The organism is Rhizobium sp. Pop5 (assembly GCF_024721175.1).
GTDB lineage: Bacteria > Pseudomonadota > Alphaproteobacteria > Rhizobiales > Rhizobiaceae > Rhizobium.
In genome coordinates this window covers 25,719-50,624 of record NZ_CP099400.1, presented here as the reverse complement: position 1 = coordinate 50,624, position 24,906 = coordinate 25,719, and the positions used below count along the sequence as shown (strand labels likewise).

General features: G+C 61.7%; 20 protein-coding genes. 14 read left to right on the top strand and 6 right to left on the bottom strand.

From position 1 onward, the window contains the following. The first annotated feature begins 47 nt into the window (after positions 1-47). The 5 genes from NE852_RS24105 to NE852_RS24085 all read left to right on the top strand — a co-directional run bounded on the left by NE852_RS24105 (position 48) and on the right by NE852_RS24085 (position 7,117). Positions 48-1,256 (top strand): glycosyltransferase family protein, encoded by a 1,209-nt coding sequence (locus tag NE852_RS24105; protein WP_008531605.1) that lies wholly within the window; start codon positions 48-50, stop codon positions 1,254-1,256. Positions 1,257-1,265: 9 nt separating this feature from the next. Beyond that, complete coding sequence (locus NE852_RS24100) at positions 1,266-2,513, top strand: glycosyltransferase (RefSeq protein ID WP_258156802.1); 1,248 nt, start codon at positions 1,266-1,268, stop codon at positions 2,511-2,513. Further along, positions 2,510-3,676 carry a glycosyltransferase family protein gene (locus tag NE852_RS24095; RefSeq protein ID WP_008531601.1) on the top strand — a complete coding sequence of 389 codons (1,167 nt, stop codon included), beginning with the start codon at positions 2,510-2,512 and terminating at the stop codon, positions 3,674-3,676. The genes NE852_RS24100 and NE852_RS24095 overlap by 4 nt, the downstream gene beginning before the upstream one ends. A gap of 159 nt (positions 3,677-3,835) precedes the next feature. Then, positions 3,836-6,550, top strand: a complete 2,715-nt coding sequence (locus tag NE852_RS24090) for an ABC transporter ATP-binding protein (RefSeq protein WP_008531600.1) — start codon at positions 3,836-3,838, stop codon at positions 6,548-6,550. A 99-nt stretch (positions 6,551-6,649) separates the two neighbouring features. After that, positions 6,650-7,117 (top strand): cyclic nucleotide-binding domain-containing protein, encoded by a 468-nt coding sequence (locus NE852_RS24085; protein WP_258156801.1) that lies wholly within the window; start codon positions 6,650-6,652, stop codon positions 7,115-7,117. Between the two features lie 23 nt (positions 7,118-7,140). Here the strand turns inward: NE852_RS24085 and NE852_RS24080 are convergent, their stop codons facing one another. The 3 genes from NE852_RS24080 to NE852_RS24070 all read right to left on the bottom strand — a co-directional run bounded on the left by NE852_RS24080 (position 7,141) and on the right by NE852_RS24070 (position 9,333). Then, positions 7,141-7,416, bottom strand: coding sequence for a type II toxin-antitoxin system RelE/ParE family toxin (locus tag NE852_RS24080; RefSeq protein ID WP_008537990.1), 276 nt, complete (start codon positions 7,414-7,416; stop codon positions 7,141-7,143). After that, positions 7,413-7,871, bottom strand: coding sequence for a hypothetical protein (locus NE852_RS24075; protein ID WP_258156800.1), 459 nt, complete (start codon positions 7,869-7,871; stop codon positions 7,413-7,415). Before NE852_RS24075 ends, NE852_RS24080 begins: the two co-directional genes overlap by 4 nt. Before the next feature lie 130 nt (positions 7,872-8,001). After that, positions 8,002-9,333, bottom strand: a complete 1,332-nt coding sequence (locus tag NE852_RS24070; RefSeq protein WP_258156799.1) for an MFS transporter — start codon at positions 9,331-9,333, stop codon at positions 8,002-8,004. A 374-nt stretch (positions 9,334-9,707) separates the two neighbouring features. On the opposite strand from NE852_RS24070, the gene cyoA reads away from it, so the two are divergent. From cyoA to NE852_RS24045, 5 genes are read left to right on the top strand one after another with little or no spacing between them, the layout of a single operon-like run. Continuing rightward, positions 9,708-10,880, top strand: a complete 1,173-nt coding sequence (cyoA, locus tag NE852_RS24065; RefSeq protein WP_037173408.1) for a ubiquinol oxidase subunit II — start codon at positions 9,708-9,710, stop codon at positions 10,878-10,880. A 42-nt stretch (positions 10,881-10,922) separates the two neighbouring features. After that, positions 10,923-12,926, top strand: coding sequence for a cytochrome o ubiquinol oxidase subunit I (gene cyoB / locus NE852_RS24060; protein ID WP_008531588.1), 2,004 nt, complete (start codon positions 10,923-10,925; stop codon positions 12,924-12,926). 5 nt (positions 12,927-12,931) lie between these two features. Then, on the top strand, positions 12,932-13,552 hold the full coding sequence (gene cyoC, locus NE852_RS24055) for a cytochrome o ubiquinol oxidase subunit III (RefSeq protein WP_008531587.1): 621 nt from the start codon (positions 12,932-12,934) through the stop codon (positions 13,550-13,552). Then, complete coding sequence (cyoD, locus tag NE852_RS24050; RefSeq protein ID WP_008531586.1) at positions 13,549-13,950, top strand: cytochrome o ubiquinol oxidase subunit IV; 402 nt, start codon at positions 13,549-13,551, stop codon at positions 13,948-13,950. The genes cyoC and cyoD overlap by 4 nt, the downstream gene beginning before the upstream one ends. 43 nt (positions 13,951-13,993) lie before the next feature. Next, positions 13,994-14,782, top strand: coding sequence for an SURF1 family protein (locus NE852_RS24045; protein ID WP_008531585.1), 789 nt, complete (start codon positions 13,994-13,996; stop codon positions 14,780-14,782). Here the strand turns inward: NE852_RS24045 and NE852_RS24040 are convergent. The 3 genes from NE852_RS24040 to NE852_RS24030 all read right to left on the bottom strand — a co-directional run bounded on the left by NE852_RS24040 (position 14,777) and on the right by NE852_RS24030 (position 19,070). Beyond that, complete coding sequence (locus NE852_RS24040; protein WP_258156798.1) at positions 14,777-16,705, bottom strand: PAS domain-containing sensor histidine kinase; 1,929 nt, start codon at positions 16,703-16,705, stop codon at positions 14,777-14,779. The two genes, NE852_RS24045 and NE852_RS24040, sit on opposite strands and share 6 nt — an antisense overlap. A gap of 69 nt (positions 16,706-16,774) precedes the next feature. Next, positions 16,775-18,181, bottom strand: a complete 1,407-nt coding sequence (locus NE852_RS24035; RefSeq protein ID WP_008531582.1) for an FAD/NAD(P)-binding protein — start codon at positions 18,179-18,181, stop codon at positions 16,775-16,777. A 319-nt stretch (positions 18,182-18,500) separates the two neighbouring features. Continuing rightward, a complete protein-coding gene (locus NE852_RS24030; protein ID WP_008531581.1) occupies positions 18,501-19,070 on the bottom strand; it encodes a flavodoxin family protein in 570 nt (189 codons plus the stop codon). A gap of 276 nt (positions 19,071-19,346) precedes the next feature. On the opposite strand from NE852_RS24030, the gene NE852_RS24025 reads away from it, so the two are divergent. The 4 genes from NE852_RS24025 (at position 19,347) to NE852_RS24010 (ending at position 24,897) form a co-directional block, all read left to right on the top strand. Further along, complete coding sequence (locus NE852_RS24025) at positions 19,347-21,155, top strand: ABC transporter ATP-binding protein (RefSeq protein WP_258156848.1); 1,809 nt, start codon at positions 19,347-19,349, stop codon at positions 21,153-21,155. Between the two features lie 24 nt (positions 21,156-21,179). Continuing rightward, positions 21,180-23,078, top strand: coding sequence for an ABC transporter ATP-binding protein (locus NE852_RS24020; RefSeq protein WP_258156797.1), 1,899 nt, complete (start codon positions 21,180-21,182; stop codon positions 23,076-23,078). Positions 23,079-23,277: 199 nt separating this feature from the next. Continuing rightward, positions 23,278-23,592, top strand: coding sequence for a hypothetical protein (locus tag NE852_RS24015; protein WP_008531564.1), 315 nt, complete (start codon positions 23,278-23,280; stop codon positions 23,590-23,592). Positions 23,593-23,856: 264 nt separating this feature from the next. Continuing rightward, positions 23,857-24,897 (top strand): LacI family DNA-binding transcriptional regulator, encoded by a 1,041-nt coding sequence (locus NE852_RS24010; RefSeq protein ID WP_008531562.1) that lies wholly within the window; start codon positions 23,857-23,859, stop codon positions 24,895-24,897. The last annotated feature ends 9 nt before the right edge of the window (positions 24,898-24,906 follow it).

The following is a 24,906-nucleotide window of genomic DNA, read 5'->3' as shown; positions in this document are numbered from 1 at the left end:
GGACGGTGGGGGTGCTAACTATGTTCGTCACCCCAAAGGGAACGCCTATGGCCAGACGTCTCGAAGATGCACGCATCCTCATGTACAGCCACGACACTTTCGGTCTCGGCCACCTGCGCCGCTGTCGCGCCATCGCCCATGCGCTGGTCGAGGATTATCGCGGCCTCAACATCCTCATCATTTCGGGTGCGACGATCGCCGGCGCCTTCGACTACCGCGCCCGTGTCGACTTCGTGAAGATCCCGAGCGTCATCAAGCTCCGCAACGGCGAATATACGTCGCTCGCAAGCCACATCGACCTGCACGAGACGTTGAAGATGCGCGAATCGAGCATTCGCCACACGGCCGAGACCTTCCAGCCCGATATCTTCATCGTCGACAAGGAACCGATGGGGCTGAAGGGTGAGGTCGAGGATACGCTCGCCTACCTCAAGGCCCGCGGCACCGTGCTGGTGCTTGGCCTGCGCGAGATCATGGATGCGCCGCATCTGCTCGAAGCCGAGTGGAAGAAGAACAGCATCATGCAGAAGATCGACCAATATTATGACAGTGTCTGGGTCTACGGTCCGCCTGACTTCTACGATCCGCTTGTTGGTCTCGACGTACCGGCCAGCCTGCGCCGGAAGATGGATTTCGTCGGCTTCCTTCAGCGCAGCGTCTCCAAGGGCAAAAGTTCGATCAACGCCCGCAAGGACAATTACCTGCTCGTCACGACAGGCGGCGGCGGCGACGGCTCCGATCTCGTCCACGACGTCTTGAACGCCTACGAGGCCGATCCGACTCTGACGCAGAAAGCGCTCGTCGTGCTCGGGCCTTATATGCCGGCCGCCGAGCGCGCCAAGCTGGTGCAGAAGGGGGAAGCCATTCCCTATATCGAGGTGATCGAGTTCGACAATCATATGGAGGAGCTGATCGCCGGCGCTACCGGCGTCGTCGCCATGGGCGGCTACAACACCTATTGCGAGATCCTCTCCTTCGATAAACCCGCGCTTATCGTGCCGCGCGTCAAGCCGCGCGAGGAGCAGTTGCTGCGCGCCCAGCGCGCTAGCGAACTCGGCCTCGTCGACATGCTGCTGCCGGACCAGTCGGTCGATCCCACTGTTATGGCCGAGGCGCTGAAGCGCCTGCCCTCCCGCTTGCCGCCGTCGAAGACCGGCAGCAATATGCGCCTCGAGGGGCTCGACCATATTTCGCAGACCGTCGGCCGTTGGCTCGACAGCCGCGGCAGCCACCTTGCCGTCGTCGGCGCAGAATAGGGCAAAGCCTTGCCGCCACGCCGCAAGATCCTCGTCGTGCTGAAAGGCTATCCCCGCCTTTCGGAAACCTTCATCGCCCAGGAATTGCTCGGCCTCGAAAAGGCCGGCTTCGACCTGACCCTGATTTCGATGCGCCGGCCGACCGACAAGAAGCGTCATCCCGTGCATGACGAGATCAGGGCGCGCGTCGTCTATCTCCCGGAATATCTGCACGAGGAGCCGATCCGCGTGCTGAAAGGCCTGTTCGCCGGTTTTTCGAAAACCGGCTTCAAGGCGCTGATGAAACGCTTCTTCGCCGACCTCAAGCGCGATATTTCCCGCAATCGCTTCCGCCGGCTCGGCCAGGCGCTGGTGCTCGCGCGCGAATGGCCCGACGGGGGCGAATGGCTGCATGCCCATTTCATCCACACGCCGGCCTCGGTGACGGAATATGCGAGCATCCTGACCGGGACACCCTGGACATGTTCCGCGCACGCCAAGGACATTTGGACGTCGCCCGACTGGGAACTGCACGAGAAGCTCGGTAGCGCGCGCTGGACCGTCACCTGCACCAGGACCGGCTACGAGCACATGCGCACACTGACGCCACGCAAGGAGGCGGTGCACCTGAGTTACCACGGTCTCGACCTTGCACGATTCGGCCATTTTGCCGGCGAGCGCTCGAACCGGACCGGCAGCAATCCGGACGATCCCGCCTTCATCCTCAGCGTCGGCCGCGCCGTCGAGAAAAAAGGCTACGACGTGTTGCTGCGTGCGCTGGCACTTCTGCCGGCAGACCTCCATTGGCGCATGGGCCATATCGGCGGCGGCGAGGAGCTTTCGAAGCTGAAGGCGCTCGCCGCCGAACTCGGCCTCTCCGGCCGCATCGTCTGGAAGGGCGCCATGGCGCAGGAAGACGTGCTCGATCACTATCGCCGCGCCGACATCTTCGCGCTCGCGTGCCGGATTGCCGGCAATGGTGACCGCGACGGCCTGCCGAACGTGTTGGTCGAGGCATCGAGCCAGCGGCTCGTCTGCCTCTCGACCGCTGTATCCGGCGTGCCGGAACTGCTGAACAACGGCGAGAACGGTCTCGTCGTGCCGCCGGAGGATCCGGCGCTGCTCGCCCGGGCGCTGGAAGCGGCAATCCGCGATCCGGCGCTGCGCAAGCGCCTTGGCGACGCCGCCGAAAGGCGCGTGCGCGAAGAGTTCGACTATCACTCCAGCATCCGACAGCTCACCGGTCTGTTCGAGGCCGAATGGCAGAAGGCGTCATGACGGCACCGCGTATCTTCTTCTATGTCCAGCATCTGCTCGGCATCGGTCACATCGCCCGCGCCAGCCGCATCGCCAATGCGCTTGCCAAGAACGGTTTCGATGTGACCGTCGTGACCGGCGGCCTGCCGGTGCCGGGTTTCCCCGGCGAAGGCGTGAAGACCGTGGCTTTGCCGGCGGTCGTTGCCAGCAATGCGGGCTTTTCCGGCCTCGCTGATGCCGATGGCCGGCCGGCGGACGAGGCTTTCCTCAATGCCCGTCGCCAGCTGCTGCTCGACGCTTTCCATGCCGCAAGGCCCAATGTCGTCATCATAGAGGCCTTTCCCTTCGGCCGGCGTCAGATGCGCTTCGAACTGCTGCCGCTGCTCGAGGCGATCGGCAAGGCCGAACCGCGCCCGAAACTCCTAAGTTCGGTGCGTGACATCCTACAGGAAAACCGCAAGGCCGGCCGCGATGCCGAGACCGCCGCCCTTGTCAGGGATCATTTCGATGCCGTGCTCATCCATGGCGACCCCGGTTTCGTCAGGCTCGAAGATACTTTCCCGCTGACCTCGGAGATCGCCGACAGGCTGCGGTACACCGGCCTCGTCGCAGCGCCGCCGGCGCCGGAGCCGATCGAGACATTCGATATCATCGCCTCAGCGGGTGGCGGTGCGGTCGGCGCCGAACTGATCGGCGCGGCAAAGGAGGCGGCGGCGATGATGCCCGCCAATCTTCGGTGGCTGCTGATATCAGGACCGAATCTGCCCGAGGCCGATTTTGCCGCGCTATCGCGCGATGCGGCCCCGAACGTGACCCTGGTGCGCTTCCGCAAGGATTTTCCCTCGCTGCTGCGGGGCGCCAAGGTCTCGATCTCGCAAGCGGGCTACAATACAGTCGGCGACCTCTTGCGCACCAAATGCCGGGCGATCCTCATCCCCTTCGTCGCCGGTGGCGAGACGGAGCAGACAGTGCGCGCCGAGCGGCTGCAGGCGCTCGGCCTCGCCGACATCCTGCCGGAAAAAGGACTGACGCCCGACCACGTGAAAGAAGCTGTCGAAAAGGCGCTTGCAGCGCCCCGGCGGGGGCCGATGCAGCTCGATCTCGAAGGGGCGGAGAAAACGGCGGCCATCATTCGCTCCATGATTGCCGAATCGCTCGCCCAATCCAAAATTCCTGTGATATAAGCAATATTCCGGCGAGAATCGGCATTTTTTCGGCCGGTCGCTTCGCCTTGTTTTCATTGCGATATCGGCGGTCCGCTGCATGGTCCTGTTCTCGAGAACTCCTTCCATCCCGGCGCCCGGATCGCACCCCCGGAATTTCCCAGCAGCTGACGGTTAGCCATGGAAAAAAGCCTCGCCCGCTACATCTGGAAGAACACGCGGCTGCAGCAGCTGTGGATCCTGGCTGTCGTCGCCGCCTCGATGATTCCCTACTTCCTGTCCTTCGACCTGCCGAAGCAGATCGTCAACGGGCCGATTCAGGGCGATGGCTTCGAAGGTCCCGGCGCAACGCAGACCTTCATGCATATCGCCTACGACATTCCGCTGATCGGCCATGTGGAATTCTTTCAAGGTCTGCAGCTCAACCGCTTCCAGATGCTGATGGCTCTCAGCCTGGTGTTTCTGACGCTGGTCGTCCTGAACGGCCTCTTCAAATTCTACATCAACACCTATAAGGGCCGGCTCGGCGAACGCATGCTGCGCCGCATTCGCTTCGAGCTCATCGACCGCGTGCTGCGGTTCCCGCCCGCCCATTTCAAGCGGGTAAAATCGGCTGAGATCGCCACCATGATCAAGGACGAGGTGGAGCCGATGGGCGGCTTCACCGGCGACGCCTTCGTCTCGCCCGCCCTTCTCGGCGGCCAGGCGATCACAGCGCTCGCCTTCATCATCGTACAAAATTTCTGGCTCGGCATGATCGCCGCCGGCATCGTCGGCGTGCAGGCGGTCGTCATCCCCCGCATGCGCAAGCGCCTCTTGGATCTCGGCCGCCAGCGGCAGCTGACCGCGCGCGAGCTTTCCGGCCGCGTCGGCGAAATCGTCGACGGCATCGGCACGATACACGGCAACGACACATCAAACCTCGAACGGGCCGACATCGCCTCACGGCTCGGCCGCATCTTCTCGATCCGTTACGACCTGTATCAGTGGAAGTTCCTGGTGAAGTTCATCAACAACTTCCTCGCCCAGGTCACGCCTTTCCTGTTCTACGCGATCGGCGGTTATCTCGCGCTGCAGGGCAGACTCGACATCGGCCAGCTTGTCGCCGTCATATCGGCCTACAAGGACCTGCCCGGTCCGCTCAAGGAACTGATCGACTGGGACCAGATGCGCCAGGACGTGCAGGTAAAGTACCAGCAGGTCTACGAGCAGTTCAACGTCGAGCCGTTGATCGACAGCCGCATCCAGGAACTGGCGATCACCCCGGTCGGCGCGCTGACGAGCGCGCTTGTTGTCACCAACCTGACACTCTCCGACGACAGCGGCGCGCGTCTCGTCGACCACGTCTCGGTCGAAATCAAACCGAACGAGACGGTTGCGATCGTCGGCCCGAACGGCAGCGGCGCCGAAGCCTTCGCCGAAGCGCTCGGACGCATGGTCTGGCCGGATTCAGGCCGCATCACCATTGATGGGCGCGACCTCCTGGACCTGCCGGAATCGATCACTGGCCGCCGCATTTCCTATGCCTCGGCCGATACTTTCTTCTTCCATGGCTCGCTGGCGAGCAATCTGCTCTACGGCCTCAAGCACGCGCCGATGACCGACGCCGTCTACGACGAGAGGGAAGCGCAGGAATATAAATGGCATTCCATCGAAGCGGTGAAGGCTGGCAATCCGACACTCGACCTCAACAGCGACTGGGTGGACTACAAGGCCGCCGGCGCCAACGGGCCGGAAGATCTGCTGAAGGCCATCCGCCCGGTGCTCGACGCCGTCCTGATCTCGCAGGACATCCTCGACCTGGCGCTGCGCTCGAACGTCAATACCGACGTGCATGTCGCGGTCAGCGATCACGTCGTGGCGCTGCGCGCGTCGTTGCGAGACCGGCTGCGTGACGAGGGTCTCGACGGCATCGTCGTGCCTTTCGATTTCGACGCCTACAATGCCCAGGCGACCGTTGGCGAAAACCTGCTCTTCGGCACGATGAAGCGGCCTTTGATGACCAATCGCAGGCTTGCGGCTCACCCCTACTTCCAGCAGCTGTTCCGTGAGACCGGCCTCAGCACCGACCTCTATGCTATGGGCCTCGAAATCGCCGAGAACGCCGTGGAACTCTTCCACGACCTGCCGCCGGATCATCCCTTCTTCCAACAGCTGACCTTCATGACGGCGGACGACATTCCGACCTACCAGGCGCTGTTGCAGAAGCTGCAAAGCCGGCGCTTCGAGGACGCCACGCCGGAGGAGCGCTCGGCCATCATCCGGTTGAGCTTTGCCTATATCGAACCGCGCCACCGCTTCGGCTTGTTGACGAACGAGCTGATGGACAAGATCGTCAGTGCCCGCAAGCAGTTCCACGAGCATATTCCGGCCGATCTCGCCGAACTGATCGAGCGCTACGATGCCGAGCGTTTCACCCCTTCGGCAAGCCTGATGGACAATGTGCTCTTCGGCCGCATCGCCTATCAGCAGGCCGATGCCTCCGACCGCATCCGCGCGATCATGGGCGAGCTCTTCGACGCGCTCGACCTTTATGACGACGTACTTTCGATCGGCCTCGAATTCGATGTCGGTTCAGGCGGCAAGCGGCTGACCATGGTGCAACGGCAGAAGCTCAATCTTGCCCGCGCGCTCTTGAAGCGCTCGGACTATTTCATCTTCAACCGGCCGCTTTCGGCGCTCGATCAGCGTGTCCAGGATCAGATCACCCGCAACATCATCGAAGGCCTGCACGAGGAAGGCCACCGGCCGGCCATCATCTGGGTGCTCACCAACGCGCGCCTCGCCGAGATGTTCGACCGGATCCTGCTCTTCGACCGCGGCGGATTGGCGGAAGCCGGGAACTATCCGGAGCTTTCCGAGAAAAACGGTATGTTCAAGGAACTGTTATCGTAATATTCTATTAGGGCGGCGATGGCAGGCGTTCCGGCGGAACGCCACGGAATTTGAAGACGCCTGGTTCGAAGAACCATGCGGCAGGGGGTTAAAACGCTCATGCTGTTAAGAGACGAAGTCGAAATGCTGCGACGGGTGCCGATCTTTGCGAGGATTGCGCCGGCGAAACTCAAGCTTTTGGCCTTCACCTCCGACCGCATGACCTACAAGGCCGGTCAAGATCTCTTTCATCAGGGCGATGTCGGCGACGCCGCTTATGTCATCCTTTCGGGGAGCGCCGATATCATCGTTTCCTCTCCGGCCGGCGAGATCAAAGTCGCCGATGTCGAGCTCAACTCCATCGTCGGCGAGATCGCCATCCTCTGCGATGTCTCGCGCACGGCAACGGTGCGGGCCACCTCCCCACTCGAAGTGCTGCGCATCAGCAAGGAGCACTTCCTGAAGCTGCTGAGCGACTTCCCCGAAATGGCAGTCGAAATCATGCGCGTACTGGCCGACCGCCTGAACCACACCACCGCCGAACTGACAGCGGCAAGGGCGGCGAAACAGCCGCAGATGGCGCAGTAAAACGCTTTTCAGGATTTCGGCGGTCATTGCTGCGCGCCGTGAACGAGGCGCAAGATTTCCACTTGTTTGACTTCCTTGCGGACACGATAGATCACGATAAAAGATGTGCGTGAAATGACCAGTTCACGCGTCCCATCGATTCGCCCGGGCCGGCCAATCTCCGGCTGATCGATGAGCAGATCGGTCTGACGCTCGATCTCATCAAGCTGAATTAATGCGGCGCGGACATTCTGGTCGGCGATAAACTGAATTGCTCTTTTGCGATCGGACTCAGCTTTCGCACGCCAGACGAGCTTCACTTGGTCTCGCCCTTAAGCCGCGCCAGCAGCTCTGCCCGTTCGCGCGCCATCTCTTCCTTGACGACTTCGTGTGGAATCCAGACCGCATTCGGATCATCGGCTTCCCGGATCGCTTCCTCGACCTGTTCCCGAAACCACTTGTCGTATTCCGCAGCCTCATGGGTCCGACGCAGCGCGGCAGCCCGATCCGGCCGCGAAGCTGTCTCGGGAGCGTAATCGGCCGCATCGACATCGAACTGCGAAATGCCGACATCCTTGAGATAGGAAACCAAAGTATCCATGCGCTTGAACACACGCACCTGCCGGCTGCGCTGGGCAGCGAGCGGGCGCTCGGCCTTGCCGTAGCGGATGACGACGGACCAGCCGCCGGTTTTGCCGACGACATGAGCGGCATCGATCGCTCCTGCTTCGACAAGGCGGGAGAGGGTCGAATGATCGATGGTTTCCGGGGTCATGGGCATATCCTCGCTGATGGCGATCATATGCAATTAATTATAGATTGCAATGCATTCAATAGTTGGAATGGCGCAGGTCCGGAAACGAAACCTGCATGGTTTCCCATGCAGGCTGTGCGTTCAACTCCGCCTATTCGCGCTGCTCCAGCGCCTTGCTGAAGGCGAGCGCCGCCAGCGTGCAGATGGCGCCGGACAGCAGATAGTAGCCGACGAAGGTCAAGCCGAAGCGGCTGGAGAGGCTGAGGGCCACCAGCGGCGCAAAACCGGCGCCAACCAGCCAGGCAAGGTCCGAAGTGAAGGCAGCGCCCGTATAGCGATAGCCGCGGCCGAAACGGGACGAGATCGAACCCGTCGCCTGGCCGAAGGAAAGACCGAGAACGCCGAAGCCGATGATGACGAAAGCGTCATGGCCGTTGTTGCCCGACGCGATCAGGATCGGCCCGACGAAGCTGAAGACGGCGATGATGACCGCGCAGATGGCAAGCTGTGCGCGCCGGCCGATACGGTCGGCGATCAACCCCGAGGTGATGATCGCGACGATCCCGACCATAGCGCCGACCACCTGCACCACCATGAAGGCACCGATCGGCTGATTGCCGTAAAGGCTCATCCAGCCAAGCGGGAAGATGGTGACGAGGTGGAACATGGCAAAGCTCGCGAGCGGCACGAAGGCGCCGATCAGGATGTCGCGGCCGTGAACGCGCAGCACCTCCAGGATGGGCGCGGCTTCCAGCTCGTGCTGCTCCAAGAGCGTGCCGAATTCCTTGGTCATGACCAGGCGCAGACGCGCAAACAGCGCCACGACGTTGATCGCGAAGGCGACGAAGAAGGGATAGCGCCAACCCCAGGAAAGGAAATCCTCACTGGAAAGATTGGCGACGAAATAGCCGAACAGGATGCTTGCCAGCGCAAAACCGATCGGCGCGCCGAGCTGCGGGATCATCGCATACCAGCCGCGGTGATTGGCCGGCGCATTGAGCGCGAGCAGCGAGGCAAGGCCGTCCCAGGCGCCACCGAGCGCAAAGCCCTGTCCGAGACGGAAGAGCGCCAGCAACGCGATCGACCAGAAGCCGATCTCGTCATAACCCGGCAGAAACGCGATCGAGGCCGTGGAGCCGCCGAGCAGGAAGAGCGCGATCGTCAGCTTGGTGCCGCGGCCGTACATCCGGTCGATCGTCATGAAGACGACGGAGCCGACCGGGCGGGCCAGGAAGGCGAGCGAGAAGATAGCGAAGGAATAGAGCGTGGCCGTCAGCCGGTCCGGCGCGAAGGGAAAGACCAGCTGTGGAAAGACCAGGACCGAGGCGAGACCGTAGACGAAGAAATCAAAGAATTCCGACATGCGGCCGATCACCACGCCGACAGCGATGCTGCCCGGGGAAACCGGCTTGTCGTCGTGAATGCGTCGTGCGTCGCGTTCCAGCGATGACGACGACGGTCCGTAATGCGATGCTGTTGCCATGAAACGCCTCCTCCTTGAGGCGCTTCCGGCAAGGCGCCTCAGCTTGATCTTGATCAAACCTGCAGGCTTATCAAGCCCGTAAGACGTAAATAGTTCATCATCACGGCTCAAAATCAGGCAGGAGTGAAAAAATAGCGTGATGCCGCCCCTGATTTTTCCCGGGAATGCTGGCCTGGCAGGCTCTTACGGATATATTGGGGGAAACGGCATGCACGCGAAAATCCTTCTTGATTTCATCAGGATTTCAAAGCTGTAGTACATATGATTTCTGCCGCACTGCGGCATGCTTGCTGCACTGCGACCAAACACCTCATGTCGTTATCAGGTTCAGTGCTTTAGTCGCGGAATGAACGAAACAACAAGAGCTTAGAGACGTGCCAAAACTCGTGAAGTTTTCCCGCCTTCTATCCGTCTTGCCGCTGCTTTTCCTGGCAGGATGCAACATGGTGGTCATGGCGCCTTCCGGCGATATCGCCATGCAACAGCGCGATCTCATCGTCATCTCGACGGTGCTGATGCTGCTGATCATCGTTCCGGTGATCTTCCTGACGCTGTTTTTCGCCTGGCGCTACCGCCGCTCCAACACGGCCGCGACCTACGATCCGGAATGGCACCATTCGACCCGCCTTGAAATCGTCATCTGGGCAGCACCCCTTGCGATCATCATCGCGCTCGGCGCCGTCACCTGGATTTCCACGCATAAGCTCGATCCTTATCGCCCGCTCGATCGTCTCGATGCGCAGCGCACCATTCCCGCGGATACCAAGCCGCTGACCGTCGAGGTCGTGGCGCTCGACTGGAAATGGTTGTTCTTCTATCCCGAACTCGGCATTGCCACCGTCAACGAGCTCGCCGCTCCGGTCGACATGCCGATCAATTTCAAGATCACCTCTTCATCGGTGATGAACTCCTTCTATATCCCCGCCCTTGCCGGCCAGATCTATGCCATGCCCGGCATGGAGACGAAGCTGCATGCCGTGATCAACCGGGAAGGCGAGTATGAGGGCTTCTCCGCCAATTACAGCGGCGCCGGCTTCTCGCACATGCGCTTCAAATTCCATGGCCTCAACCGCGAAGGTTTCGATGCCTGGGTGGCGCAGGTCAAGCAGCAGGGCACGGCGCTCAACCGCGATGCCTATCTGAAGCTCGAAAAGCCGAGCGAGAAGGAGCCGGTGCGCTACTATGCCAGCGCCGATGCGGATCTTTACAACGCCATCCTCAATATGTGCGCCACACCGGGCAAGATGTGCATGAACGAGATGATGCACATCGACATGACGGGCGGCGGCGGCAAGGAAAGCGCTGAGAATCGCGAGAAGCTGCAATATGACCACCGTCACGCCGACGAAGGCACTGTAATGCCCGCCGCAACGGACGCTCCGGCGCAGACGGAGCCGCCGAAGAGCACCGATAACGTCAGCATGCAGCACGATATGCCCGGCATGCAGGGCATGCCCGGAATGGACATGCAGCATCAGGGTCATTCCATGCCCGGCATGAGCAATGGCGCCGATCCTGCGCCGGCGCAGCTCAACAATAACAATTAACCTGGCGCTTTGCGTCGCAAGACATAATGAACGGGTTGTTCCATGTTTTCCAATCCTGACCTCCTGAAGTTCATCTTCGGCCGGTTGACCCTCGATGCTATCCCCTATCACGAGCCGATCCTGGTCGTGACCTTCATCGGCGTCGTCATCGGCGGCCTCGCCGTGCTTGGCGCCATCACCTATTTCAAGTTCTGGGGTCCGCTCTGGCACGACTGGATCTGCAGCGTCGATCACAAGAAGATCGGCATCATGTATGTGATCCTCGCCGTCATCATGCTGTTGCGCGGCTTTTCCGATGCGATCCTGATGCGCATCCAGCAGGCGATCGCCTTCAACGGTTCGGAGGGCTACCTGCCGCCGCACCACTACGACCAGGTCTTCACCGCCCACGGCGTCATCATGATCTTCTTCGTGGCGATGCCCTTCGTCACCGGCCTCATGAACTTCGTGGTGCCGCTGCAGATCGGCGCGCGCGACGTCTCCTTCCCCTTCCTCAACAATTTCTCCTTCTGGATGACCACCGCCGGCGCGATCATCATCATGCTGTCGCTCTTCATCGGCGAATTCGCTCAGACGGGCTGGCTTGCCTACCCGCCGCTGTCGGGCGCTGCCTATAGTCCGGGTGTGGGCGTCGACTATTATATCTGGGGCCTGCAGGTGGCCGGTGTCGGAACGACGCTTTCGGGCATCAACCTGATCGCCACCATCGTCAAAATGCGCGCGCCGGGCATGACCTTCATGAAGATGCCGGTCTTCACCTGGACGGCGCTCTGCACCAACGTGCTGATCGTCGCCTCTTTCCCGATCCTGACGGCCACGCTCGCACTGCTGTCGCTCGACCGTTATGCGGGAACGAACTTCTTTACCAACGACCTCGGCGGCAATCCGATGATGTATATCAACCTCATCTGGATCTGGGGCCATCCGGAGGTTTACATTCTCGTGCTGCCGGCCTTCGGCATCTTCTCGGAAGTGGTCGCCACCTTCTCCGGCAAACGCCTCTTCGGCTACGCCTCCATGGTCTATGCGACCTGCGTGATCATGATCCTGTCCTACATCGTCTGGCTGCACCACTTCTTCACGATGGGCTCGGGCGCTAGCGTCAACTCCTTCTTCGGCATCACCACGATGATTATCTCCATCCCGACAGGGGCGAAGATATTCAACTGGCTCTTCACCATGTATCGCGGCCGCATCCGCTTCGAGGTGCCGATGCTGTGGACGGTCGGCTTTATGGTGACCTTCGTCATCGGCGGCATGACCGGCGTCATGCTGGCGGTGCCGCCGGCCGACTTCGTGCTGCACAATTCGTTGTTCCTCATCGCCCACTTCCACAACGTCATCATCGGCGGCGTTCTCTTCGGCATGTTCGCCGGCGTGAACTACTGGTTCCCGAAGGCCTTCGGCTTCAAGCTCGATCCCTTCTGGGGCAAAATGAGCTTCTGGTTCTGGCAGATCGGTTTCTGGTTCGCCTTCATGCCGCTCTATGTGCTGGGCCTGATGGGCGTCACCCGCCGCATGAGCCAGTTCGACGATCCCTCGCTGCAGATCTGGTTCATCGTCGCCGCCTTCGGTGTCGGCCTGATCGCGCTTGGCATTGCCAGCTTCCTGATCCAGATCGTCGTCAGCTTCATGAAGCGCGAGGAATTGCGCGACGACAGCGGCGATCCCTGGGACGGCCGTACGCTCGAATGGTCGACCTCCTCGCCGCCGCCGGAGTACAATTTCGCCCTGACGCCCGTCGTGCATGATCATGACAGCTGGTACGACATGAAGAACCGCGGCTACGAGCGCCCGCTCGGCGGCTTCAAGCCGATCCATATGCCGAAAAACACCGGCACCGGCGCGATCCTGTCCGCCATCAGCGTCGCGCTCGCCTTCGGCCTGATCTGGTACATGTGGTGGCTGGTCGTCGCCTCCTTCGTCGCCCTGCTCGTCGTCGCGATCGGCCATACCTTCAACTACAAACGCGATTTCTACATCCCCGCCGAAAACGTGACCGAAACGGAAGGCAAGCGCACTGCACTGCTTGCCGAGCAGGTGTAACGATCATGAGCGATCAAACTATCGACACGGCCGAAAAGCCTGAATTCTACCTGACGGAAGATCATCATCCCGAGGGGAGCACCAATCTCGGCTTCTGGCTCTACCTGATGAGCGACTGCCTTATCTTCGCGGTGCTGTTTGCGACGCACGGCGTGCTCGGCCGCAACTATGCCGCCGGTCCGTCGCCGGCCGATCTCTTCGATCTGTCGATCGTTGCCCTCAACACCTCGATGCTGCTCTTCTCCTCGATCACCTACGGCTTTGCCATGCTGCAGATGGAGCGGAACGCAAAAGCGGAAACGCTGTTCTGGCTCGCCGTCACCGGCCTGTTCGGTGCAGCCTTCATCGGGCTCGAACTCTACGAGTTCATCCATCTGATCCATGAAGGCGCCGGACCGACGCGCAGCGCCTTCCTCTCCTCCTTCTTCACGCTGGTCGGCACGCACGGGCTGCACGTCACCTTCGGCATTATCTGGCTCATCACGCTGATGGTGCAGGTGTCGATGCACGGGTTGGTCGAGGCCAACCGCCGGCGGCTGATGTGCCTTTCGATGTTCTGGCACTTCCTCGACGTCGTCTGGATCGGCGTCTTTTCCTTCGTCTATCTGCTCGGAGTTCTCGGATGAGTTCACAAGCACCCGCACATGAGGATGCCCACGAGGCTCATCACGGCCACAGCCACGGGCATCAGGCCGGCCACGGCACCTTCCGCAGCTATATGGTGGGCTTCGTGCTCTCCGTCATCCTGACCGCCATTCCCTTCTGGCTGGTCATGTCAGGCGTTTTCGATAGCCCGGCGGTGACGGCAATGCTGGTGATGGGCATAGGGGCGATCCAGATCGTCGTCCATATGGTCTTCTTCCTGCATATGAATCCCAGGAGCGAAGGCGGTTGGACGATGATGGCGCTGATCTTCACCATGGTCATTGTCGCAATCGCGTTGGCCGGCTCCCTCTGGGTCATGCATCATCTCAACACCAACATGATGCCGATGAGCCCCGAGATGATGAAGAACATGCCGTGACGGCATCGAGGGCGGCGGCAACGCCGTCCGCAGCGGTTTTCCCATGAGCAAGGCTCCCCCGGAAAAGATCGAGAGACGGCGCTCGCCGGCAAAACTTGCGATCTTCTGCCTGTGCCTGACATTGCTTGCCGCGGCCCTGGCAGCCCTCGGCACCTGGCAGGTGCAGCGCCTTGCCTGGAAACGCGATCTTATCACCCGCGTCGACCAGCGTGTGCATGCCGCGTCCGTACCGGCGCCGGGGCGTGCCGATTGGGATAAGGTCAATCCCGCAGACGACGAATATCGGCGGGTGACTGTTGCCGGAATGCTGGCGAACGACAAGGAGACGCTGGTCTATGCCTCGACGGCGGTCGGCCCGGGATATTGGGTGATGACGCCGCTGACGATTGCCGGCGGGACGTCGATCCTCATCAACCGCGGCTTCGTGCCGACCGAGAGACGCGATCCAGCCTCGCGCCGCGAGGGCGAACTGTCAGGCCCGATCGAGATTACCGGACTGATGCGGATGACGGAGCCGAAGGGATCGCTGCTGCAATCCAACGACATCGCCGCCGACCGGTGGTATTCACGCGATGTCGCGGCGATCGCTGAGAAGCGCGGCATCGGCGTGGTCGCACCCTATTTCATCGATGCGGACGCCACTCCCAATCCCGGCGGCCTGCCTGTCGGCGGTCTCACGGTTATACATTTTCCCAACAACCATCTCGTTTACGCGGTCACCTGGTACGGGCTGGCGGCGATGGTGCTCGGCCTGTTGGGTTTCATCCTGCGCGGCGAAATCGGAAGGCGAAGCCGGGGCCGGCATGGCACGCCCCCTCGCCCGCACTCATGAGGCGATCCGGTTGATCGCGTCGGCTAGCTGGGCCTGCGAGAACGGCTTGCCGAGCCGAGGCAGATTTATCATGCCGGCGCCTTCCGGAAGCTCGGCGTAACCGGTTGCGAGGATGATCGGCATTTCCGGCCATTCGTTGCGGATCGCCTGTGCAAGTTGAGCTCCCGTCATGCGCGGCATGGCGTGATCGCAGATGACCAGGTCGACCGGCTGCCTGTGGAGGATGTCGAGGGCCTCGGAGCCCGCCGTTGCCTCGAACACGGTATGGCCGAGATCCTCGAGCATTAGCGTCGTATTCATCAGCACCAGACCGTCGTCATCGACGGCGAGGATGCGCAGGCTGTCCCTCGCGCCTTGCTCACGCTGCGGCAGCTCGGCAGCCGTTTCCGTCGTCCGTTCGGCAACGGCGACCGGGAACCACAATTCGGCCGTCGTGCCTTCGCCGGGCTTGCTCTTCAGAAAAAGGTGGCCGCCGGACTGGCTTGTAAGGCCCTGCACCATGGAAAGGCCAAGGCCGGTGCCCTTGCCAACTCCCTTGGTGGTGAAGAATGGGGTGACCGCCTGCTCGAGCGTCTTTGCATCCATGCCCTCGCCTTCATCCGTCACCGCGATGCGGACGTAGCGGCCGGGCGACAGCCGGCTCTTGCTCGGCGGCGCCGGTTCCTCTGAAGCGCGCAGCACGATCCGCCCACCCGACGGCATGGCATCGCGCGCGTTGACGACGAGATTGAGGATAGCCATCTCCAGCTGATTCGGGTCGGTCAGGATCGTCGGCAGCCTGACCGGGAAAAACGTGTCGATCACAGTGAGTGGGCCGAGCGAACGGCTGAGCATATCCATCATGCCGCGGACTAGGCCGGAAACGTCGATCGGCTCCACATGCAGTTCCTGCCGGCGGGAAAAGGCAAGCATGCGCTGCGTCAGAGCCGCCCCGCGCTGGGCGCCCTGCATGGCATTGTCGACCAGCGACGTCAGCGAGAGATCCTGCGGCATGCGCTTCTTCAGGATTTCGAGACTGCCGATGACAGCCATCAGCAGATTGTTGAAGTCATGGGCGATGCCGCCAGTCAGCTGCCCGATCGCCTCCATCTTCTGCGACTGGAACAGCTCTTCGCGCGCCTGCTCCAGCGCCCGCTGCGTTTCCATTTTTTCGGTAATGTCACGGGTGATCTTGGCGAAACCGAGCACCTGGCCGTCGTCGTCCCGGATGACGTCGATGACGACGCTGGCCCAGAAACGTGTGCCGTCCTTGCGAACGCGCCAGCCTTCCCTCTCGAACCGGCCTTCGGCACGCGCGACGTTGAGCGCGGTTTCCGGCATGCCGGCTGCCCGGTCCTCCGGTGTATAGAAGGTCGAGAAATGCCGGCCGATGATTTCGCCCGGCCGATAACCCTTGATCCGCTCGGCGCCGAAATTCCAGCTGCTGACATTGCCCTCGGGATCGAGCATATAGATCGCATAATCCGAAACGCCCTGGATCAGCCGGCGGAACTGCTCCTCGCTCTGACGGATCGCGTTTTCCGCGGCCCTGCGTTCGGTCAGGTCGCGGGTGATCTTGGCAAAACCGATGAGTTCGCCGGAAGGACGGCGGATCGGGTCGATGATGACATGAGCCCAAAAGCGGCTGCCATTCTTGCGCAGGCGCCAACCCTCGCCCTCGTATCGGCCGATCTCCTTCGCGGTGGCGAGAGCCATCTCCGGAATTCCCGCGGCGCGGTCCTCTTCCAGATAAAAACGGGAAAAATGCTCTCCCAGAATTTCGGAGGGCTTGTAGCCCTTGAAACGCTGCGCGCCGGTGTTCCAGCTGGTTATGATGCCCTCGGGGCTCAGCATATAGATGGCGTAGTCGGTGATGGCATCGACCAGAAGGCGAAAGCGTCCCTCTTCGGTAAGAGACGTATCATGTCGATCCAGCACTTCCATCTGCCCCTCTGTGTTACCAGCGCACATAACGCGGCCGCAGGCGGATGGTTCCGGAGCGTTCCGAGATTTTCAGACGGCCCTGACCTGCGGATAAAACCGTTCGCCCACCCGCTCGGCGGCGGCATAGGCCTGCGAGACGATTTCGGGCACCAGATCGATATCGGGCAGGCTGCCAAGGCCGAGCGGGCCGACGGCGAAGAGCCCGGCGACGGTCGAACCGTCCTCCAGGAAGGGTTCGCCGCGCGCATTGACCGCAAGCCCGAGAGAGAGTTCGTCCGGCATGGCGAGGCCGGCGGAAATCAGGCTCTGCATCAGCGGTGCCGAAAGATCGGGCGCCTGACAGCGGCAATCGATAACGCGCTCTGCATGGATGACCTCCTCGACTGCGGAGCCGGCCGGCGTAAAGAACAGGCCGCTCAGGCCCCGGCGGCCCGCCCGGCCGCGGCGCAGCACCGTGCGGCCTTCGGCAAGCTCGCGTTTCAGCCGCAGATACATGGCCTCCGGCAGGCGGTTGCGATGGCTGTCGTAGATTGCCCTGAGGTGCCGGTTGAACTGATGCTTGTCGCGCGCCGGCAGCGAGCGCCAAAGCGAGCGAGCGTGTTTCCTCAGCCCGTTCATGACAGATTGCCAGTTTCGGCCTTCTTCCTCCGCCTCGCGACAGGCCTGGCGAATGAAGCGCACGATGTCGGGCAGGCCCTGCGGAAGCGCTTCGGCCGGGAAGACCGGATCGGCGGAATTCGGCGTATGGCTCTGGGGCAGGAAGCCGCGCCGGGATATGATCGTAATCTGGCCCGCATAACCGGAATCGCGCAATTGCAGCAACTGGTCAACAACGCGGATGCCGCTGCCGAGCAACACCGCATGCGGCCGGGCGACGAGGCGCTGAGCCCTGATGGGCGAAACGTCCTGCCCGCCGGCATCCGCCTCCGTCAGGCCGTAGCCCGTGGCGAGGACCACGATATCGAACAGGGGATTGGCGGGACTGGCGCTTTCGAGCAGGAAACGGTTGCCGTGGCTCCTGCGGATCGCCACCACGGGATCGTTGCAAACCTGAACGGTGATGTCCCGGCGGGCGGCGAGCGCTTCCGAAAAGCGCTGGTAGACATAATCGCTGAAGATTTCCTTCGGCACGAAGATCTGCCGAAAACCGGGGATGGCTGCCGGCACGGCGGCGCGGAAGGCGGCATTGCTGCAGAGCCAGTCGTTGAAATCGTCGTTGTCGCCAAGCGAGACCGAGAGATCGCGAACACGGGTATTGAGGATCGTCGAAGTGCGGGCCGAAGACAGCGCCTGCCCACCGCTGACCGACGAATTCGGATCGAACAGTTGCAGATGGAAGGGTGTGTGCACCGTTTTCATCAGCGCGATCGCCGTCATCATGCCGGAAAAGCCGCGTCCGACGATCGCGATGCGCGGCACGGCCGATATCTGCGCCGCCGCATTGGCCCTCCCGGAAAAAAGTCCCTGAACCGTCATCGCAACTCCTTTGCGGGTTCATCCGCACCGTGTGTCGATCGAGGTTTCAACGCATAAAAGCCGATCATGCGTTGCTGAGGTTCATGCGGCCGTTCACAAATACTGCCGCAGCATCGGGGTCCGTAACAACAGCCCCGCAAGGGAACTAGAGCGGGCGATCACGCCCGTCCATAGTCTATTAAACTAGTCGTGTATCAAAGCGCTAAAAGCCGAAAGTGGCAAGGGGTTTGTTGCTTCAGCTGGTAAGCTATTGGGAGAGCTACGGATTTTCCGCGAGAACACCCTCGGGCCGTGCCGCCGTTTGGGCGAATCCGCGCCGTCAACCGCCTTCGCAGGAATATTGCTTTGCCTTCGGCAGGCCAGCCAGATGCGACGTGTTGCGCGCAAGCATGTCGACCGCTTTCGTGACGACCCTCGGCACCTTGTCGAGATCGACGAAATTGGTGGAACCCATCGCCTCGCCGACCCAGTAGGCGACGGCGTTCGCCGGAATGGTGAAGCCGACATCGTTGCCGACGAAAGCAACGGCCGCGACCCTACCGAAGGAGACCATGCGGCCCTGATCGTCTGTCTCCTCAGGGAAGGCATCCATGCGCTCCAGCGCCCGCTTGCAGACACTGGACGGCTGGCCGAGCCAGATCGGCGTCGGCATAAGCAGGATGTCCGCGGCCAGCACTTTTGCGCGGATCTCAGGCCAGTCGTCACCGCCGCCCTCGTCCGAAGTGACGCCGGGCTTGATGTTGAAATCGGCAAGCCGGAGCACTTCGGTCGTGACGTCATAGGCAGACATCGCCTTGTCGATAAGGCCGATCATCCGCTCGGTCGAGGACGCTTCCCTGGCATTGCCGGTCTTCAGTGTGGCGTTGAGGGCGAGGGCTTTCAGCGGCATGAATCTCTCCGGTGGCGATCGGCTGTTGGCATCGCCTGCTGCAACCCGCTCACGCAGAAATTGTTCCCGGCTGGGCCGCGAGGCGACCTCACGTAAAAATAACCAACTGGTGAATTCTTTACTTGAACCCCTAGATGGAATCGGCAAAAGTGACGGGGCTATCAATCCCTTCATGGATTTGCCGTCTTTTCGGGCCAGCGTCCGAGCACCACATCTATTGGAAAAAATACCGTGAGCAGCGATGCGTTAACACGCGCGACGAAGCCTTCGGCTTCGATGGCGCTTGCAACTGCGGCAGGCTGGGGCCAAGGCCTCTACACACTGGTGCGCATCACCGTGATGGCCTTCCGACACCCTTGGCAAGCGGGGCTTGCGATCGGCGCTACCCTGATCGCCTCCACCTTCCAGCTTCTGATTCCCCGCCTTCTCGGCCAAGCCGTCGACCATACCCAGGGGGCGCTGCATGGCGGTACGATCGGGCAACAGGCGCAGGATGCGCTGCTGACGACGGCGCTGCTTCTGCTCGGCGCCAGCGTGCTGCGCGGCATCTTCACCATGGTGCAGAACTACTTCAGCGAGTCCGTCGGCCACCACATGGGCTATGAGCTGCGGCTTGCTTGCTACGAAAAGATCCAGCGCCTCTCCTTCAGCTTTCATGACACCGTGCATTCCGGCGACCTCATCACCATCGGCCTGCTCGACCTGGAAGGCGTGCGCATGTATTTCTCGACGGCTCTCGTGCGCGTCTTTCTGCTTTCCATGCTGATCGGCATCGGCGCCTACATGCTGCTTTCGACCGACGTCGTGCTCGGCTTGCTGGCGCTCTCCTTCGTACCTTTCGTCGGCTGGCGCTCGTCCGTCACCCAGCTTCGCCTGCGCGCCACCTGGCTCGACCTGCAGCAGCGGCTTTCGGTGCTCACCCGCATCATGGAAGAAAATCTCGGCGGCATCCGCGTCGTGCGCGCCTTCGCCGCACAGGACCATGAGCTTTCGAAGTTCGAGGAAGCGTCGAAGAATGCGCTTGAGCTTGCCCATCAGCGCGTCGGCATCCGCGTCGTCAATACCAGCGCCATGACCTTCTCCTTCTTCGCCGCCATGGGCCTGGTGCTGTGGGTCGGCGGCGGCAAGGTCATGTCCGGGGAGATCACCGTCGGCACTCTCGCCTCTTTCCTGACCTTCATGACCATCCTGCAGATGCCCGTGCGTCAGCTCGGCCTGATGGTCAACGCCTTTGCCCGCGCCTCGACCTGCGGCACGCGCCTGTTCGAACTGCTGGACCTCGAAATTGCCGTGCGCGATGCGCCAGATGCCAGGGAATTGAAAGTGACTGACGGCACGCTGCGCTTCGAGAATGTCAGCTTCGCCTATCCGAGCGCGCCGATGCAGGAGGTGCTGCACGATGTCAGTTTCGAGGCCAGGCGCGGCGAAACGATCGGCATCGTCGGCCCGCCCGGCAGCGGCAAGTCGACGCTCGCACATCTGATCCCGCGCTTCTATGATGCGACTGGCGGCAAGATCACCATCGACGGGCAGGACATTCGCAAGGCGACGCTGCAGTCGCTGCGGCGATCGGTTGCCGTCGTGCAGCAGGATTCCTTCCTCTTCACGACGACGATCGAAAACAACATTGCCTATGGCGACCCTTGGGCGAAGGAAGGCCGCATCGAGCGGGCCAGCGAAAGCGCGCAGCTCCATAATTACGTGCTTGGCCTTCCCACAGGCTACGGCACGGTGGTCGGCGAACGCGGCGTTTCGCTTTCCGGCGGTCAGCGCCAAAGGCTGTCCATCGCCCGCGCGCTGATGCTGAAGCCGGCGGTGATGGTGTTCGACGATTCGACGGCGGCAATCGACGCGGCGACCGAGCAGCGCATCCGCAGCGCCATGCGCCGCTACGCTGCTGACCGCGTGACGATCATCGTCGCCCATCGCCTGAGCTCGCTGATGCATGCCGACAAGATCCTGTTCATCGAAGACGGCCGCGTCGTCGAAAAGGGCACGCATGACGAGCTCTTGGCGCTCGGCGGACGATACAAGGCGCTTTACGATTTGCAGGTGCGACCGGGCGACGACGCTTTAAGCGCGTGAGAAACCGGCGCTGGAGGAAACGAGATGGCCGAGGAACTGGAAACCGAGCGTGCCGATGTTCGCGAGGATGGCAGGCGCCCGCCACGGGCGGTCGTTGGCTCGCAGCGCGTTGAAGAGGAGATCTTCGGCAAGGTCTTCGATTCCAATATCATCAAGCGCATCTGGGCCTTCGTCCATCCTTACCGGCGCGATGTCGTGCTGTCGGTCATTTCGGTGCTGGTTTTCACCGGCATGCAGCTCCTCATTCCGCTGATCATCCGCTATGCCATCGACCACGGAATGCAGGCGGGCGGCAGCCATTCGGCGCTGACGCTGGCAATCGTCGCCTTCCTGATCGCCATCCTCATCAACTACGGCGCCAGCTATTGGCAGGAAACGCTGGTCGGCGGCGTCGCCGAAAACGTGCTCTTCGATATCCGCAAGGCGATGTTCTCGCATCTCCAGCGTGTTTCGCTTTCCTTCATGGACAAGACCGAGGTCGGCCGGCTGATGTCGCGCCTGCAGGGCGACGTCAACTCCATGCAGGAATTTCTCGAAACCTGCGTATTGTCGGTCGGCGATATCTTCCTGCTCTTCGGCATCGTCTTCGTGATGCTCTATCTCGACTTCAAGCTAGGCCTGCTGACGCTGTCCGTTCTGCCGGTGCTCTTCGTCGTGCGCCTGTTCTGGCTGCCGCTGGCGCGCAAATCCTTCATGGCCGCGCATGAGACGAATTCGGTGGCAAACGGCGCACTCGCCGAAGCGATCCACGGCGTGCGCGCCGTCCAGAGCATGGATCGGCAGGAAGTCAACTTCACGCTCTATGACGACAAGGCGCATGCCAACCTGCTGACGCATCTGACGGCCGCACGTTATGCGCAGATCATGGTGCCGATCGTCGATTCGCTGACCGGCATCGCCATGGCGCTCGTCATCGTCGTCGGCGGCGCGCGCGTCCTCAACCAAGCGCTCGACGTTGGCGTGCTCGTCGCCTTCCTCTTCTACATCCAGCGCTTCTTCGACCCTATCCGCTCACTGACCCTGCAATATTCAGTCATGCAGCGCGCCATGGCATCAGGCCAGCGCTTGACCGATGTGCTCGACGTGCCGGTCGAGATCAAGGACGCGCCTGACGCCAAGGTGCTGTCGGCCGAGATGGATGGCTCGGTCGAATTCCGCGATGTCGTTTTCGGCTACAATCCCAAACATCCCGTGCTGAAGCACGTCAGTTTCAAGGTAAACCCCGGGGAGACAGTCGCCCTCGTCGGCCCGACGGGATCGGGCAAGTCGAGCTGCATGTCGCTGATCCACCGCTTCTACGAGGTACAGCGGGGACAGGTGCTGGTCGGCGGGCATGACGTGCGCGAGCTGACGCAGGATCTGCTCGGCGCCCAGATCGCGATGGTGCTGCAGGAACCGTTTCTCTTCACCGGCACCGTTTTCGAGAATATCCGCTATCACAAGACGGAAGCCACCCGCGAGCAGGTCATCGAAGCCGCCAAGGCTGTCGGCGCGCATGACTTCATCATGCGCCTGCCGGCAGGCTATGACGGGATGCTCGGCGAGCGCGGCGGAAATCTTTCGCTCGGCCAGCGCCAGCTCCTCTCCTTCGCCCGTGCACTCGTGGCCGACGCCAAGATCCTCGTGCTCGACGAGGCGACGGCCAATATCGACAGCTACACTGAGATGCTGATCCAGAAGGCATTGGTAAAGCTGCTCGAAAATCGTACCGGCCTCGTCATCGCCCACCGTCTGGCGACGATCCGCGAAGCCGACCGCATCATCGTGCTGCAGAATGGGGAGATCGTTGAGAGCGGCAACCACCAGCGGCTGATGAAGAACGGCAAGCTCTATTCGAAACTCTATAACCTCAACTACGCATCCTTCGACGATATTCCCGAGGATGTGTTGGAAGAAACGACTGCGACCGAATCGGCCACCTGACCCCGGGCCTCGGCGCAGCGACGTCGCCTGGCCTTCGCAGCCAGGCGCAAAAACCGATGTCTGTCGCGTCGTTTTATGTATTTTTGGCAACAGCGGCGGTCGATTTGCCTTAAAAGGCGCAAAGTTTGAACGAACAAACACCGTGCTGCGGCATTTCTCCTCTATAGGGGGTGATGTGCCAGCCACTGAGGAGAATGTTATGAAGAGAATTATTAGCAGCCTGTTGATCGCGACGGCCCTTGTTGGATCGGCCATTCAGCCCGCTGCCGCGCGTGACCATCATCACCATAACAATACCGGCCGCATTATCGCCGGCGGTGTTGCCGCAGGTGTTGTCGGCGGCCTGATCGGAGGCGCACTCGCCAATAATGGCCCCCGCTATGTCGACGGCCCTCGTTACGTCGATGGTCCCCGCTATGTCGAACCCGCACCGAGATGCTGGTATGAGGACCGCGATGTCCGCAACCGCTATGATGGCGGTTATCATACCGAGACGGTACGGGTCTGCGAGTAGCGGTCAACAGACCACCTCGTCTCCCAGCTGATTTTCGCCCCTCAACCGAGGTTGCCTGTGGCAGCCTCGGTTCTTCCTCGCGATGAATATTGCCTGCACCGAGTGTCAACTTGCTGCCATCCCTCCTCTCCGCAGGTGGAGCCGGCGGAATTGCCAAATCGTGTCAATTGCAGTTCGTCCATGCTTGTTCCGGCGCGCTTTTCATGCTGATCGTCGAGCATTCCGGAAGACAGCTATTCTGTCGCGCGTGGAGCATTGAGGCCGATGAATGATGGTCCGGTGAAGGACGCCAAGCCTTCGAAAAGAGAGCGCATGCGCTTCGTCAGCGCCGAGCAGGTGGCGCAATTGGCGGGCGTTTCGCGCTCCGCCGTTTCGCGCACCTTCACGCCGGGCGCGAGCGTTGCCCCAGCGACACGCGAAAAGGTGCTGCAGGCGGCTCAAAAACTCGGCTACCACGTCAACGACCTGGCGCGCGGCGTGCTTGCCAATCAGAGCCGCCTCGTCGGCATCGTCGCGACGCGACCTGAAGTGGGTTTTCGCGCGCATCTGGCCGCCGCCCTTGCGAAATCCCTGATCCGGCGCGGCAGCATCCCAATCCTCATCAACACAGGCCAGACGGAAGACGAGCTGCTTGCCGCCCAGAAGATGCTGATCGGTCACCGCGCCGAGGCGATCATCATCCTGTCCGGCTCGCCGCCGGCGAGCTTCCTCGAACTTGCTCAGCGAAACGGCCAGCCGCTCGTCGTCATCGGCCGCTCGGAGCCCGACGCAGACCATGTGCGCGCCGGCAATTCCGAAGCTTCGCGCAAGGCGGCGACGGCCTTTTACGAAAGTGGCCGGCGTCGGCTGGCAGTGATCGGCTCCAACTCGGGAACGCCTGCGATCGTCGAGCGCGAAAGCGCCTTCCTTTCGACGGCCGAGTCCCTCGGCGCATCCGTTATCGTCGCACGCGGCGGAGATTCCGATTATGAGGGTGGGGTCACCGCCGGACGCGCGCTCCTCTCGGAGAAAATAAAGCCAGACGCCGTCTTCTGCGCCAACGACCTGATCGCCTTCGGATTGATGGACGTCTTGCGCCTGGAAGCGCGGCTGCGTATTCCGGAAGATGTCGCCGTCATCGGCTTTGACGACGTTCCGGAATCCTCCTGGCTGAGCTACCAGCTGACCACCTTCCGGCAGGATCCGCTGACCATGGCGCAACGCGCTGTCGAGCTGATGGAGCGCAGGCTTGAAAATCCGGACTCCCCGCCCGCTTACGAACGGGTCATTCCGGAACTCGTCATCCGCCGGAGCTTCAAGCCGTAACTTCTTTCC